13 protein-coding genes are annotated in these 14881 nt (G+C 67.1%); 9 read left to right on the forward strand and 4 right to left on the reverse strand.

Features of this window, described 5'->3' with window-relative positions; all coding sequences use genetic code 11:
- Positions 1 to 82 precede the first annotated feature (82 nt).
- A complete protein-coding gene (locus tag LDO29_RS16765) occupies positions 83 to 334 on the forward strand; it encodes a GlsB/YeaQ/YmgE family stress response membrane protein (protein WP_224080926.1) in 252 nt (83 codons plus the stop codon).
- Here the strand turns inward: LDO29_RS16765 and LDO29_RS16770 are convergent.
- Both LDO29_RS16770 and LDO29_RS16775 read right to left on the reverse strand, forming a co-directional pair.
- A complete protein-coding gene (locus LDO29_RS16770; protein WP_224080927.1) occupies positions 307 to 3462 on the reverse strand; it encodes a transglycosylase domain-containing protein in 3156 nt (1051 codons plus the stop codon). The two genes, LDO29_RS16765 and LDO29_RS16770, sit on opposite strands and share 28 nt — an antisense overlap.
- 207 nt (positions 3463 to 3669) lie before the next feature.
- A complete protein-coding gene (locus tag LDO29_RS16775; RefSeq protein ID WP_224080928.1) occupies positions 3670 to 4719 on the reverse strand; it encodes an aldo/keto reductase in 1050 nt (349 codons plus the stop codon).
- A gap of 583 nt (positions 4720 to 5302) precedes the next feature.
- On the opposite strand from LDO29_RS16775, the gene LDO29_RS16780 reads away from it, so the two are divergent.
- The 4 genes from LDO29_RS16780 to LDO29_RS16795 all read left to right on the forward strand — a co-directional run bounded on the left by LDO29_RS16780 (position 5303) and on the right by LDO29_RS16795 (position 11635).
- Entirely contained in the window at positions 5303 to 6646 is a 1344-nt protein-coding gene (locus tag LDO29_RS16780; protein ID WP_396022683.1) for an HlyD family secretion protein, read from the forward strand.
- A gap of 82 nt (positions 6647 to 6728) precedes the next feature.
- Positions 6729 to 8075: a hypothetical protein gene (locus LDO29_RS16785; protein ID WP_224081133.1), complete on the forward strand. Its 1347-nt coding sequence runs from the start codon at positions 6729 to 6731 to the stop codon at positions 8073 to 8075.
- A 2-nt stretch (positions 8076 to 8077) separates the two neighbouring features.
- On the forward strand, positions 8078 to 10057 hold the full coding sequence (locus LDO29_RS16790) for a glycosyltransferase family 2 protein (protein WP_224080929.1): 1980 nt from the start codon (positions 8078 to 8080) through the stop codon (positions 10055 to 10057).
- Positions 10058 to 10063: 6 nt separating this feature from the next.
- The gene (locus LDO29_RS16795; RefSeq protein WP_290369584.1) at positions 10064 to 11635 is read left to right on the forward strand and encodes an efflux transporter outer membrane subunit; all 1572 of its coding nucleotides are present in this window, start codon (positions 10064 to 10066) and stop codon (positions 11633 to 11635) included.
- A 95-nt stretch (positions 11636 to 11730) separates the two neighbouring features.
- Here the strand turns inward: LDO29_RS16795 and LDO29_RS16800 are convergent, their stop codons facing one another.
- On the reverse strand, positions 11731 to 11976 hold the full coding sequence (locus tag LDO29_RS16800) for a hypothetical protein (RefSeq protein ID WP_224080930.1): 246 nt from the start codon (positions 11974 to 11976) through the stop codon (positions 11731 to 11733).
- Positions 11977 to 12347: 371 nt separating this feature from the next.
- Between LDO29_RS16800 and LDO29_RS16805 the strand changes: the two genes are divergently transcribed.
- The gene (locus LDO29_RS16805) at positions 12348 to 12761 is read left to right on the forward strand and encodes a YybH family protein (protein WP_224080931.1); all 414 of its coding nucleotides are present in this window, start codon (positions 12348 to 12350) and stop codon (positions 12759 to 12761) included.
- A gap of 75 nt (positions 12762 to 12836) precedes the next feature.
- On the opposite strand, the gene LDO29_RS16810 is transcribed toward LDO29_RS16805, so the two are convergent.
- Positions 12837 to 13547, reverse strand: coding sequence for an intradiol ring-cleavage dioxygenase (locus LDO29_RS16810; protein ID WP_224080932.1), 711 nt, complete (start codon positions 13545 to 13547; stop codon positions 12837 to 12839).
- Positions 13548 to 13728: 181 nt separating this feature from the next.
- Between LDO29_RS16810 and LDO29_RS16815 the strand changes: the two genes are divergently transcribed.
- The 3 genes from LDO29_RS16815 to LDO29_RS16825 all read left to right on the forward strand — a co-directional run bounded on the left by LDO29_RS16815 (position 13729) and on the right by LDO29_RS16825 (position 14788).
- Positions 13729 to 14052, forward strand: coding sequence for a BrnT family toxin (locus tag LDO29_RS16815; protein ID WP_224080933.1), 324 nt, complete (start codon positions 13729 to 13731; stop codon positions 14050 to 14052).
- Positions 13982 to 14248 carry a BrnA antitoxin family protein gene (locus LDO29_RS16820; RefSeq protein ID WP_224080934.1) on the forward strand — a complete coding sequence of 89 codons (267 nt, stop codon included), beginning with the start codon at positions 13982 to 13984 and terminating at the stop codon, positions 14246 to 14248. Before LDO29_RS16815 ends, LDO29_RS16820 begins: the two co-directional genes overlap by 71 nt.
- Before the next feature lie 225 nt (positions 14249 to 14473).
- On the forward strand, positions 14474 to 14788 hold the full coding sequence (locus LDO29_RS16825; protein WP_224080935.1) for a high-potential iron-sulfur protein: 315 nt from the start codon (positions 14474 to 14476) through the stop codon (positions 14786 to 14788).
- The last annotated feature ends 93 nt before the right edge of the window (positions 14789 to 14881 follow it).

The following is a 14881-nucleotide window of genomic DNA, read 5'->3' on the forward strand; positions in this document are numbered from 1 at the left end:
CCTGCCATGGCCGCGTGTATGATGAATCGCGGCAGGCTAGGCTGACGCCCGCCGCGATCCCTTCCACACGCAGGAGCAGATCATGATGGCATTCCTTGGCACCGTGTTCGTTGGCCTCATCGTGGGACTGATCGCCCGGGCCATCAAGCCCGGCGACGACAAGATGGGCTGGATCATGACGATCGTGCTGGGCATTCTGGGGTCCGTAGCGGCCGGATTCGTGGGCCGCGGGCTGGGCTGGTACCAGCCGGGCCAGCCCGCCGGCTGGATCGCCTCGGTGATCGGCGCAATCGTGCTGCTCGTGCTCTACGGCATGGTGCGCCGCAAGGGCTGATCGACCTTCACCACTTCCGCCGAGGCGGTGGTGTCTTCCGGCGGCGGCGTCTGGGCCATGGTGCGCGGCAGGCGGATCTCCTGCGGCCAGTCATGGCAGCGCAGGAGCGCCTGTTCACTGCCCGGCGTCGCCATCGACGCCACCTGCGGCGCCAGGTAGCGCAGCACCCGCACCGCCAGCGCGCTGGTGAAACTGTAGCGGGCGGCATAAGGCTCGCTCACGTTGATGGTCACAGTGCCAAAGAAGCGCTCGCCGAGCGTAAATACGAACGTGGCCGACCGGTTGACCGAACGCGACGAGATCAGCCGCCCGCCCGGGCCATAGGTCTGGAAGCGCTGGTCGCCGGTGCCGGTCTTGCCGGCGACCGGCAGCGGCGCACCGCCCTTGCCCGGCACCACGAACGCACCGGCTATCGACCTGGCCGTGCCGCGTTCCACCACATCCAGCATCGAGCGCCGCACCAGTGCCGTGATTTCCGGCGCCAGCAGGCGCTTGCCCGGCTCGGGCTGCAGCACAAAGCGGGTCGCATACGGCGTGTTGGCGGCGAAATCCAGGCTGCGCACAGTCGCGGTCTGCGTGGCCATGCCGCCGCTCAGGATGATGCCGGCCAGTTCCGCCAGCGCCGCGGGACGGTCGCCGGAAGCGCCGATCGCGCTGGCGTAGGAAGGCGTCAGGGAATCGAACGGATAGCCCAGACGCTGCCAGCGCTTCGCGATGCGCTGGAACGCCTCCTGCTCCAGCAGCGTGCGGATGCGGTTGTCCTGCCCGTACTTGCTGCGCGAGCGGAACAGCCAGCGGTACACGTACTGGCGCTGGTCCTTGCTGTCGCGCAGGATCTGCGACAGCGTGGCGTCGGGGTTCTTGTCCAGGTACTCCACCATCCACAGTTCCAGCGGATGGATGCGCGACAGGTAGCCGCGGTCATTGAGGTTGAACTTGTCGTGGCCGTACTTGCGGTACAGCGCCGGCAGGTCTTCGCCGGCCAGTTGCTTGTCGGACATGCGCGAGCGCATGATGCGGATGAAGCTTGCCTCGTCGAGATCCGGGCGCGCGCTGAGCAGCGTCACCGACAGGCGCACCGCCGTATAGTGCGGCGTGCTCACGCGCACGCGCCCCAGCAGCGTGGCCAGGCGCTGGTCCGAATCCTTGCCGCGGTAGCGCTGGTAGAAGCCCGTCATGTAGGCGCTGCCTTCCTGGTCGGCGAAGCGCTCCAGGTAGACGCGGCGCTCGGGCGCATTGCGGTCCTCGAAGATGTTGCCGATGTCCACGTTGCCGTGGAACAGCTCATAGCGCACGATGTCGCGCATCATGCGGATGAACACCAGGTTGACCGAGTGCTGGAAGCCCACGCGCACGGTCATGATGCGCTCGCCCTCCCAGCGCTCGAAGTTGGAGAAGCTCTGCAGCCCGCCGCCGGTGTAGAAGCCTTCGCCGGCGCTGCCCGAATACTTTCGCTCCATGGTGGCGTCGAGCATGGCCGCCAGTGTGCGTTCCTGCGGCGTGCGCGCCTTGGACAGGTAGTCCACCGCCCAGCGGCTCATGGCGTCCTGCTTCGCCAGCTTGACGCCTGCCAGTTCTTCCTTGCTCATGCCGGCATAGCGCGCATGCAGTTCGCTGAAGATCTCCAGATACGTCACCAGCGTGCGCAGCTTGGCCGTCGAGCCCAGGTTCAGCCGGGCGCCGCTGTTGATGTCGAACGGCTGGTCGACGTTGTCGGCCTGCACGCGCACCACGCTGGCATTGCCCACGCGCTCGAACAGCGTGAAGCTCGCCACCAGTTTTGACGGATCGTCCTGGTCGCGCAGCAGGTTGTGACCATACAGTCCCATGGCGCGCGCGTCGTTCTTGTTGCGCATGCGCATGAGGGTGTCGGTGACGATGCGCTGGGCCTCGCGGTTGATGGTGCTGTCCACGGTCACGTCCAGGCGGTCCATGTCGTAGCGGCTGTCCACGCCGGTCAGGTGCCCGATGTCGGCACGCACGCGGTTGATCGCCTTGCGCGTGACGAACGGCTGCTGTTCCGGCCTGGCAGGCGGCGCGGCCTTGTCCAGCGGCTGCCGCAGCGCGGCATCGCGCAGTTCGGCCGTGATGATGCCGTTGGCGGCCAGCAGGCGCAGGTAGCTGCCGGTGAGCGCATCGAGGTTGGTATCGTCGCGCCGCAGGTGGTAGGACGGGCGGCGCTGCGAAATGATCAGCGACAGCGCGCGCTTGAAGGCCTGGGCCTCGCGGTCGGTCGGCTCGCGCGAATCCATCTGCTTCATCAGGCGGTTGACCTCGCCGAAGTCCTCGCCGTACCAGACCCACAGCGCGTCGCCGATGCCGTTGACTTCGCCAAACCCGACCCTTGCCGACAGCGGCACCGTATTGAGGTAATCCACCACGATACGCTCGCGCGCGCGCTGCGTGTCAGGCCCGTCCATGTAGGCGCGCAGCGAGGCTGACGCCATCTGCCGGAATTTCTCGGGAATGGATTGCGTGCGGCCCTCCGGCGAGTGCCGGTATTTCTCTATCTGCGTGGCCAGGGTGCTGCCGCCCGGCGAATCGTGCGACCGGTCCGCCAGCCGGATCGCGCGGTCGATCACCGCGCGCGACAGCCGCTTCCAGTCCAGCGCCGGGTTCAGGTTCGGGTATTCAGGATTGAGCAGCCCCTGGTTCTCGACGAACAGCAGCGCGTTCACCAACACCGGCGGCACAGCGGCGAAGTCCTCGTACTGGCGCTGCGGGTAGCGCTCGAACACCAGCGTCATGCCGTTGCAGTCGCGCAGCACCAGGCCGGCCTGGTTCTTTTCGCGGTAGGGCGGGAAAATGCCCTGGTCCATCAGGCGGACCATTTCCGGCGACATGCGCGCCTGTTCCGCCGGCACGTAGCCGCGCTCGCCGAGCCGCTGCGCAAACAGCGGCAGCCGGCCATAACCCATCCGGGCGTCGTAGGGTCCGGAATGCGGGAAGCGGATGCTGTCGCTGGCGCCGGGCTGCACCTCGTAGGTCAGCTGGCTGACAAAGCGGCCAAGATAGCGCGCCTGCCATTGCGAATTGCGCACTTCACTGGCAACGAGGCTATAAACGACATACCCGCCCCCACAGAGGGCGACTGCCAAGCCAGCGAAGATCCAGCCACGTCGTGCCACGTTTTGGCCATCCCGTTCTACCGGCACCCTCGGCGCGGTCTTCACGCCGGTCCCAAGTGCAAGTGCGGCGGGCCGCTGCCGCGTACACCGCCTGTATGAATATTAGTAGGAAGGCGAGCCCAGCGCTGCAAGCGCGTGATCGCGAGCGCGGCTGTTGCCACAAAGCATCGCCGCCCCGCGCCACGCATCGTCCACTTGCGGGAATCGTCAGGCTGCTGGCGGCTCGGCCACGCGTACCGGACGGCCGCCGAATGGGTAATTCGGGTCGTTGTAGCCATGCGTCGACGCGTGGCCCGGCGTGACCAGGCCGTCAACCAGGGCCTCTTCCTCGGGCGAAATGGTCACGTTCAGCGCGCCGAAGTAATCCTCGAACTGGGCCAGCGTGCGCGGACCGGCGATCACCGACGTAATGATCGGGTTGGCCAGCACCCAGGCTGCGGCAAACTGCCCCGGCGTGAGGCCGCGCGCCTCGGCATGCACCTTGAGCTGCTGCGCGATGACGAGCGATTCCTCGCGGAATTCGGTCTGCATCATGCGGCGGTCGGCGCGGCCCGCGCGCGTGCCGCTGGCGGGCGCCTGGCCGGGCTGGTACTTGCCGGTCAGCACACCGCGTGCGATCGGACTGTACGGCACCACACCAAGGCCGTAGTGTTCGCACGCCGGCAGGATCTCGACTTCAGGCATGCGGTTGAGCAGGTTGTAGTACGGCTGGCAGGCCACCGGGCGCGGCACGCCGAGCTGGTCGCACAGCCGCGCGATCTCCGCAATGCGCCAGCCGCGGAAGTTCGACACGGCCCAGTAGCGGATCTTGCCGGCCCGCACGAGGTCGCCCATGGCGCGCACTGCTTCCTCCAGGTTCTCGCTGGCGTAGTCGCGGTGCAGATAGAGGATATCGAGATAGTCCGTGGCCAGGCGGCGCAGGCTCTCCTCTACTTCGCGCAGGATCCACACGCGCGAGTAGTGCGAATGGTTCGGGCCTGGCTGCATGGGGTTGCCAAGCTTGGTGGCAAGTACCCAGTCGTGCCGGTCGCCAATAAGCAGACGCCCGACCATCTGCTCGGACGCGCCTTTGCTGTAGACGTCCGCGGTATCGATGAAGTTCACACCGTGCTCGCGCGCGCTGGCGACAATGCGTGCCGCTTCGGCTTCGTCGGTCTGGTCGGCGAACATCATGGTCCCCAGGCACAGCGCGGAGACCTTGAGGTTGCTGGCACCAAGGCGGCGGTATGGCATGTCAGGCGTGGCAATTGCAGGCATGGCGGGTTTCCTGTGGGCTTGGATCGAGGTCCGGAATGGTTGGTGTTGGCGGCAGTGATGCCGGTCTCGCATTTTGCCGCGAATGCGCAAGACGTGCAGACAGTGGACAGCGGACCGTGCACAGCAACAGTGCCGCCGATGCCCAATGCCCATCGCATCGGCCAAGCCGATGGCCGCCGTGTATCGCTGCGGCGATCTCGCCCGTCGTAAAGTGGTGTGACATACAGTCCTTACACATTCTTACAGCAGCGACCCGGCATCTTGGCTAGCCTTGAATCGCTCCTGGCAGCAACGCCGCAATGCAACATGCCCGGGGATCAATGGCGTTCGCGCCTCGCTCTTCACGCTCGCACGACTCACTGCGGTGACGACGCGGGCAAATCCCGGACCGGCTTGCCCGGTCGGACACACAGGCCCGTCCCATGCCCATGCAGGCGCCGGGACGCGGTGCATAAAAAATAGTTTTGGGGGACAAGACTGCGCTTGCGCGCCAGCCTACGGGTCACGCGCGGGAGAGCGCTCGCCCATGCTGCCCGGTACCTGCCGAGGCGGTGCGGATCAGCTTTATGTGCGTGAGGAAGCCATGGACAAGAAGCCCGAGAAGCCGGACCCAAGAACAATGTTGCCCGCCAGGATGCCGAAGTCGCGCCCACCGCGGCAGGACGATGCCCTGGTACGCCGACGAAGCCGCGAGATCGGCCTGCGTCCGCTATGGCAGATCGCCCCGCGCCTGGCCAGCTACGGGATGGTCGCCTTCATCATCTGGATCATCCTGTCGGTGATGTTCCCGCCGGTGTTCAACCGGTCTTCCGAACGCGCCGTGGTCAACAGCCCCGTGAACCTTGTGACCACGCCGGTGGAAGGCGTCGTCACGCACCAGGCCGTCGCCGTGGGCGGCACGTTCTCGACCGGGCAGCCACTGATGACGCTGCAAAACTCCAACCTGGACCGCGCGCTGCTGATGGAACTGACCGGCAAGCAGCTCGACAACCAGACACGCCTGGAGGCGGCCCGGGCCAAGCTGGCTTCGGACCAGACCCGGCTGGCGTCGACCGCCCAGGAAATCCAGCGCTACCAGTCGGCGGCACAGCGTGAACACGCTGCGCGCGTCAAGGGCATTGAAGCAAAGCTGGCCGTCGCGCGCCAGCAGATCGACCAGCAGGAAGACGTGGTCAACCGCAACCAGGCCATGCAATGGGCCGGCGCGGTCAGCGAGGCCTATACCGATGCCTCGCGCAACCAGTTGACCGTGCTGTCCGGCCAGCGCGAAGCCATCCAGGCGGAACTGGACAGCGCGCGCGGCAGCAGCGAGGCAGCGCGCAGCAAGGTCTACATGAGCAGTGCGGACGGCGCCGTCGGCGCGCTGGTGCAGCGCCAGGATGAACTGCGCGCCGGCATTACGCAGCTGCAGTCCCAGATCACCCAGCTCCAGGAATACGGCGAGTCCGTCGACAAGATGGTCAGCACCGAACAGGACCGGCTGGAGCGGGTTTCCAACCTGGAGATCAAGGCCTATACGGGCGGCGTGGTCGAAGACGTGCTGGCGCCCCCCGGCACGCGCGTCGCGGCAGGCGCCACGCTGATGCGCACGACCAACTGCAGCCAGCCCCGGGTGGTCGCGGTATTCCCGCGCAGCCTGAGCAAGCACCTGCTGCCGGGTGCGCGCGTCACCGTGAATGTGGATGGCGTGGCCACGCCTGTCTCCGGCTCGGTGGCCGAAGTCCTGCCGCGCGCGCCGGACGGCGACCAGGCGCGCTACTTCGTGCCGTTCCCGCCGATCGAGAAGAACGAGGTCTACCTGATCGCCCGGCTCGACAAGCCGCTGCCCGACCTGCCCGCGACCGGCACGCAACAGACCGACCGCTGCGCGCTGGGGCACTGGGCCAAGGTCAGCCTGGACCGCTCCTGGCTGCGCAGCCTGATCTGAGGATCTCGACAAGGGTGGAACCAGCGCCCGCAGGATGGAGTTCACCGTGCAGCGTTATACGATCCCACGCCTTGCTGCCTGCATGCCGGCTTGCCATCGCGCAAACCATGGCCGGCTGCTGGCAGCGGCGGTGCTGGCCTGCTCCGCATTGAGCACGGCAGCCACGGCGGCGCCCGCCGCCACTTCCGCCCCGCCGGCGCGCGAGCAACTGCTGCGCGACGGCTGCAAGACGCTGGCCGCGCGCGTGGCCGCCGTGCCGGGCAAAGGCCCGGTGATGCTCGGCAGCTACGAGCCCGCCCCCGGCGGCGAGCCCCTGCCGCCGCCGCTGCAGCAATCCGCTTTCGTCTATGACAACGCGCTGGCCGGCGTGGCGCTGATCGCGTGCGGCCAGCCGGATGCCGCGCGCCGCATCGCCGATGGCGTGGTGGCGGGCGCCACGCGCGACCGGCATTACCACGACGGCCGCGTGCGCAACGCCTATCGCGCCGGCGCGGTGCCGGACGGACCGGTGCCGATGCCCGGATGGTGGGACGCGCCGAGCAAACGCTGGTTCGAGGACGCCTACCAGGCCGGCACCGCGACGGGCAACGTTGCGTGGGCCGCGCTCCTGCTGCTGGCCACCTACGAATCCACGCACGAGCGGCGCTACCTCGACAGCGCCGCGGCGCTGATGACATGGGTCGACAAGCAAACCTTCGGCAGCGAAAGCCCGGCCGGCTATATCGGCGGCTTCTTCGGCCACGAGCCGGCGCCGCGTCGCCAGGGCTGGAAATCGACCGAACACAATGTCGACGCCTATGCCGCGTTCCGCTGGCTGGCATTGCGCACCAACGACGCGCGCTGGGACGCGGCCGCGCAGCGCGCGCGCCGCTTCGTCGACGCGATGTGGCAGCCCGGCGAAGGCCGCTTCGCCATCGGCACGCGCGACGACGGGCGCTCGCTCAACGGCGAGCCGTCGGCGCTGGATGCTTCGCTGTGGCCGCTGATCGCGGTGCCTGAATCGGCAGCGTCATGGCGGCGCGCGCTGGACTGGGCGCGCACGCACCACGCGGTAGGCGGCGGCTATGGCTTCAAGGCGCGGCCCGACGGCGTGTGGACCGAAGGCACGGGCCAGGCCGCGCTGGTGCTGCGCGCCAGCGGCCGCGACGACGAGACGCGTTCACTGTGGCCGCTGCTGCTGGCGCAGCGCGCGCCGTCCGGCATGCTGTTCGCCACGCCGGAGCCGCGCATCAGCACTGGCCTGTCGATCGGGCCGGATTCGACCACCGAAGATTTCTACTACTACCACCTGCCGCACCTGGGCGCGACCGCCTGGGCCGTGCTGGCGGCCGCTGGCTGGAACCCGTTCCAGCCCGGCGGCGCCTGCCCCGCCTGCAAGACAGGCACCGCACAAGCGCAGGGGCCACCCGACGACACCCGCAGGGAGTGACGATGTTCGCCTACTTTCTTGAGAACCGCATGCTGGTCGAGATCAACGCCGGCGCTTTCCTGATCGCCGTGCTGTGCCTGCGCGGCGACCGCCACCGCGCCGCCGACCGGTGGATGTTCGGCGCTGCCGCGGCGGTCCTGCTGATCGTCTACTACGTGTGGCGCTTCTCGCAGACGCTGCCCGAATGGCGGCTGGATTTCGCGAGCCTGTGGGCGCATGTGTTTTTCGGCTTCGAGACCCTGACCGTCGCCTATACGCTGATCTCCATTGTCACGCTGACCCGCACTTCGGATCACGGTGCCGCCGCCGATGCCAGCGAGGCCGCGCTGCGGCGCAACCGCGGGGCACCCGCGGTGGACATCTTCATTGCCACCTACAACGAAGGCCTGGAGGTGCTGGAGAAGACGATCGTCTCGGCGCTGGCGATCGACTACCCGAACTTCCGCGTGTGGGTGCTCGACGATACGCGGCGCGACTGGCTGAAGGCATACTGCGCGCGCGTCGGCGCCAACTATGTGACGCGGCCCGACAACACCCACGCCAAGGCCGGCAACCTCAACAACGGCCTGCAGCACAGCGCGGCGCTGCCGGACGGGGGCGCACCGTACATCATGGTGCTCGACGCGGACTTCGCGCCCAACCGCAATATCCTGCTGCGCACCGTCGGCCTGTTCGACGATCCCCGGGTGGGCGTGGTGCAGACGCCGCAGTTCTACTACAACGCCGACCCCATCCAGTACAACCTGCGCTCGACCGAATGCTGGGTCGACGAGCAGCGCGCCTTCTTCGACATCATGCAACCCGCCAAGGATGCCTGGGGGACGGCGTTCTGCATCGGCACCTCGTTCGTGGTGCGGCGCGAGGCGCTGGAGACGATCGGCGGATTCCCGACCGGCACCGTCACCGAGGACATCCACCTGACTTACCGGCTCATGCCGCACGGCTATGTCACGCGCTGGCTGAACGAGCGGCTGAGCGTCGGCCTGTCCGCCGAGGGCCTGCCCGAGTACATCAGCCAGCGCAGCCGCTGGGGCCTGGGCACGATCCAGGTCGCGCTGACCGCCGACGGGCCGCTGCGCGGGCGCGGCTACACGGGCTTGCAGCGCCTGCACTACGTGCACGGACTGCTGCACTGGATCAGCCGGCCGTTCACGCTGATGCTGCTGGCCGGGCCGCTGCTGTACTGGTACCTGGACGTGCCCACGCTGTATGGCGATCCGCTGCAGTTCCTCGCCTACGGCGTGCCGGCCCTGCTGCTGTACTGGGCCTACAGCATCTGGGTGACCGGCTCGCGCGCGATGCCGATCTTCACGGAAGTGACGCAGATCGTCGCGGCGCTCGCGGTCACCGCGACACTGGCCAGCGCGGTGATCAAGCCCTTCGGCCGGCCCTTCAAGGTCACCAACAAGGGACTCGACCGCTCGAAGCTGGTCGTGCACGGCAAGTTCGCCGTGCTGTATGGCGCGCTGTTCGTGCTGACCGGCATGGGGCTGGCACGCGCCGTAGTCGCCGATGCCGACGCGCAGGGCGTGGTGTTCAACGTCGCGTGGACCATTGTGTCGATGGTGCTGTACCTGGCGTCGCTGCTCGTCTGCGTCGAACTGCCGCGTCCACGCAAGGAAGAGCGCTTTCCGTACCAGGCGCGCGCGCTGCTGCGGCTGCATGGCGCGGACGGCACTGCGCGCGAGTTCGCCGGCGTCACCCGGGACCTCTCCTGCAATGGGGCCGCGCTGCTGTGCACGCACGCGGCAACCGTACCGGACGGTGCCGAGGGCGCGTTCTGGCTGGCGCCATTAGGCTGGGTGCCGTGCCGGGTCGCCCGCACGCGCAAGGGACTCATCGGCGTGGCGCTGCGCCCTGACATGGCAGCGCGGCACCGGCTGATCCGGCTGCTGTTCAGCGAGCCCGCCCACAACATCGCATACCAGGGCAGGCCGCGCGTCGCCATCGCGCAACTGCTGCGCCGCGCCTTTGCCGGTTGACCACGGATGAGCAATATGAAATCACGACTGATGCGGACCTTCCCTCCTTTCCGGCACATCGCGGCGGTTGCCGTTCCCCTTGCGCTCACGGCTTGCACGCTGGAGCCCACCTATCAGCGACCCGACCAGCCGGTGCCCAATGCCTGGCCCACCGGCCCGGCCTACGTCCAGGGCACAGGCACACAGGCGCCAGCCCAGGGGCAAACCCAGACCCAAACGCAAACGCCCGCGGCCAGCCTCGGCTGGGAAGACTTCTTCACCGATGCGCGCCTGCGCCGGCTGATCGAACTGGCGCTGGCCAACAACCGCGACCTGCGCATGGCGACGCTGGCCATCGACCAGGCGCGCGCGCAGTACCGCATCCAGCGCGCGGCGCAGTTCCCGGCCATCAACGCCAATGCGGGCATGGTCGCCTCGCGCGTGCCCGGCTCGTTGCGCGCGCCCGGGCAGTCATCGGTGCTCCATGCCTACACGGCCGGCGTTGGCTTCAATGCGTTCGAACTCGATGTATTCGGCCGCGTGCGCAGCCTCAAGCATGAGGCACTGGAGCAGTACCTGGCGGTGCAGGAAGTGCGCCGCAGCGCGCAGATCAGCCTGGTGGCGGAAGTGGCGAGTGCCTACCTGACGCTCCAGGCGGACAAGGAGCTGCTGAAGATCTCGCAGGACACCTTCAACGTGCAGCAGGCCGCCGTGCAGATGGTCGAGCGCAGCAAGCGCGCCGGCGGCATGGCACAGATCGACATGCATCGCGCGCAGACGCAGTTGGAAACCGCACGCGTGGGCGTGGAGCAATACACACGCCAGGTGGCGCAGGACGAGAACGCCCTGACGGTGCTGGTCGGCACCCAATTGCCGGGCGACCTGCCGCCGCCGCAGCCGTTCGAGAACGCCTCCTTCGTCGCCGAGCTGCCGGCCGGCCTGCCGTCGGCGCTGCTCGAGCAAAGGCCCGACATCATGGCTGCCGAACACCAGCTGAAAGCGGCCAACGCCAATATCGGCGCGGCCCGCGCGGCCTTCTTCCCGAGCATCTCGCTGACGGCGGCGATCGGCGTGGCCAGCACCGCGCTGGCGGGGCTGTTCTCAAGCGGCATGGCCTGGGCGTTCGCACCGCAGATCACCATGCCGATCTTCGACGCGGGCGCCAACCGGGCCAGGCTCGATGCCTCCGAGGTGCAGAAGGACATCAACGTCGCCTTCTACGAGAAGACCATCCAGCAGGCTTTCCGCGAAGTCGCCGACGGCCTCGCCGCGCGCGGCACCTACGACCGCGAAGCCACGGCGCAGGAAACGCTCGCGCGCGAGATCGGCGAGACGCGGCGCTTGTCGGAAATGCGGTTCCGCAATGGCGTGGACGACTACTTCCCGGTCTTCGACGCGCAGCGCCAGCTCTATTCGGCACAGCAGACGCTGGTCACCATCCGCCTCGCGCGGCTGACGAGCCGTGTCGATCTCTACAAGGCACTGGGCGGAGGCTGGTCACAGCGCACGGCGACAGCGGATGCACCGGCCGCGCAATCGGCGACGCCGGCCGGCCGGGCCGCCAGCGCGACGGTCAGGGCCGGCACGGCTTCCCGTTGAACGGCCCGGGCAGGCATGACAAAGCAAAGCGGGCACCGGCGATGTTCGCCGGTGCCCGCCGTGACAGATCGTCTGCGCCGCTATCTCAAGCCATCTCAATAGCGCGGCGCGGTGGACGACGTGCCGCCAGAGGTGGCGCCACTGGATGAGCCTGCGCCCGACGACGCACCCGGCGTCGTACCGTAGCTTCGGGGGTGGCTTGTGTTGTCCGTCACAGAGCCCGAGCCCGTCACCGTGCCGGACCCAGATCCCGAACCGGTCGCGGTGCCGGTCGCGCTGCAGCCTGCCAGCATGCCAAGGGTTGTTGCCGCCATCATGCAAACCAGTATCTTCCTGCTCATGCTTTCCTCCATCGAAGCCGTGGCGACCGGCCGGCAGGCCGGACACTGCCTCGGCCTGCCATCCATTCCGATCCTGTATCGGAGAAGGCAACTGCCATACCAATGCCGGCTCTTGTGGCAAACCCGGCTTATGTGGCTCTGCATTGCCTCTTGCGGCTTGGGTTATGCTCCCGTTCGCTACGTAAGAACTGCCCTCGATGTAGAAAATGCAGCGGCTTGTACCGCAACCTGCCAGGGTGCCCGGCAGGGAACCTTTCGAATCTGCAGGCGCGGTACGTCCCTTGCATCGGGAACGGCACCGTGCCGTGATTGCCGATGCTGCTGTTGTCACCATGGTCACCATCGGGCACGAAAGAACAAGCGAGGCAGCCATGAATCCCGCAGACGACGAACGCGCCATCCGTGAACTGGTACAGGCCTGGTTCTCCGCCAGCCAGCGCGGCGAGATCGACACCGTGCTGGACCTGATGACTGACGATGTCATCTTCATGGTTCCCGGCCAGGAGCCCTTCGGCAAAGCCGCGTTCGCACAGGCCTCGGCTGGCATGAAGTCAGTGCGAATGCAGGGCAGCTATGACATCCGGGAAGTGCAGGTGATGGGCAACTGGGCCTACCTGCGCAACTTCATCGAACTGACCGTCACGCCGCCTGGCGGCGAGGCGGTGCATCGCTCCGGCTACACACTCACGTTGCTGCGCAGGGAGGCCGACGGCAGGTGGCGGCTTTGCCGCGATGCCAACCTGCTCGCGGCCGGTGCGCCGGCTGCGCGGGACAACAAGGAATAAGCAGCCGTGTCCCGCGTGCGCAGCAGGTCGGGCTCCGGATGGGAGAGCCTGGCAGGAACCGGCCGATAACAGCGATTACAGGGAAGACCGTACAGCCCTGCCCTGGCCGGCACCGCCGCGAGCGATACCCACCATGAACTCCCCCTCCAGCCATTCCGCCGCGCTGCGTACACGCACAAGCGGCGGCTGGCTGCCGGCGATCGGATCCTGCGCGTTCCCGCGCGTCGGCACGCCGCGCGCCCGGTACGCCGGATGGCTGCCCAGCACCTCGCGATTGAGCGCATCGCTGAAGTAGAGCTGGCTGGTCAGCAGCTCGGCATTCGCCAGCAACACCTTGAAGTGGATATGCACGGCGCGCGGCCGGTACCAGCCCGGGTAAATGGTGACAAAGGCTGCCGAGCCGTCGGCACCGCTCTGTTGCACGCCGCGCAGGAAGCGCGTGGCGTCGCGCGGCCCGTCTTCACCGCTGTAGCTGCCCTCGGCGTCGCAATGCCAGATGCTGACCAGTGCACCCGACACGGGTGCGCAGCCATGGTCGGCATCGACCAGGGTCAGGCGCAGGCGCAGCGGCTGGCCGGGACGGCCGTCGCGGATGTCGCTGCGCAGTTGAGCGTCGCCGAGATAGAAAGGGCCCTCGGTGGCGGCCGGGGTCAGCAGGCAGGCAGCGGGACCGGTCTGCGCGGCGCCGGCGGGCGCCAGGCCCGCCATGGCGGCAAGGCCGCCCAGTTCGCCGAGGAAATGGCGGCGGGTGGTCGGTCCGGAGCGGTCGGGAGGCAAAGCGGCCATGTGAAGCTCCCGTCGAGGCATGGTGATACCAGTTTATGCGCGCGAACATTCAGAAAGAAGCCACTGTTGGGATCAGGTACAAGGCCTTACGCTCCGGCGGGGTCGGGCTCAAGGGTCACAAATCCCGCTGCAGCCCGGAATTCGTTGCACCACAAATTTTATGTAGCTACAATAAATAAAAATGCACGCGACCTACGATCCTGCCAAGGACGCGGCCAACAAGGTCAAGCACGGCGTATCGCTGGCACTGGCGGCTGTCATCGACTGGACCACGGTCTGGTGTGCCCCGGATAATCGCCGGGACTATGGGGAGCTGCGCGAAATCGGCTATGCGGTGATCGGTAGCCGCCTCTATTGCGTAGTGTTCACGCAGCGCGGCGACACTGTCCGGGTAATCAGCCTGCGCAAGGCAAACAACCGTGAAATCGAACGTTATGAGCAAGCTACTTCGAAACACCCCTCAGGAAGAGGCAGCGATTGCGCGTGGGATCGCAGCAGACACTGACACGTTCGTGCCCAGCGACGAGCAGTTCGACCAGATGAAGCCACGGCGAGGCCGCCCGAAGCTGGCGGTGTGCAAGGAGCTCGTCAGCGTCCGGTACGACACCGAGATCCTGGACGCTTTCCGTGCCACCGGCGATGGCTGGCAGACGCGCATGAATGACGCCCTGCGCGACTGGCTGCGCACGCATCGGCCATAGCCATCCCTGGGGTCAAAGGCCTTTTGCCAAGTGCCGCCCAGTTCGGCACAGATATTCGTCAGCGTCGCGCGCTCGTCCACGCTCATGGCGCAAACCGAGCGGGTTCTTCGCAGATTTTCGGGAGGAGCCAGGAAAAGGCTCATCGCCAATTTCCGAGATCACGGCACACTATTTGCACGGCAGGGATGGGCCGCAATCCGTTCCTCATCAAAAGGAGGTGCAACGATGACAACTCGACGAACGTTTCTCAAAGGTATGTCCGGCGTTGCAACGGCAGCGCTGGCGGGCGTGCAGATTCCGGTGAGAGCCCAGGCTGCAAAGCTCGACGAGGCCGACCCCCAGGCCGTCTCGCTCGGCTATAAGCACGACACCACCAAGGTCGATAAGGCCAAGTTTCCAAAGCATGAGGCAAGCCAGAAGTGCAGCAACTGCCAGTTGTTTCAAGGAAAGGCCAATGATGCATGGGGACCATGCCCGATATTCGGTGGCAAGCAGGTGGCCGCAAACGGCTGGTGTAGTGCCTATGTGAAGAAGACGTGAGATAAGCCCGGCCGACCGGCGACGGATCAAAAAAAACCGGCACCACAGAGTGCCGGTTTTCCTGTATGGCGCCGCGCTGCGCGGCGCTGTCAC

The sequence above is a fragment of the Cupriavidus laharis genome, assembly GCF_914271435.1.
GTDB lineage: Bacteria > Pseudomonadota > Gammaproteobacteria > Burkholderiales > Burkholderiaceae > Cupriavidus > Cupriavidus laharis.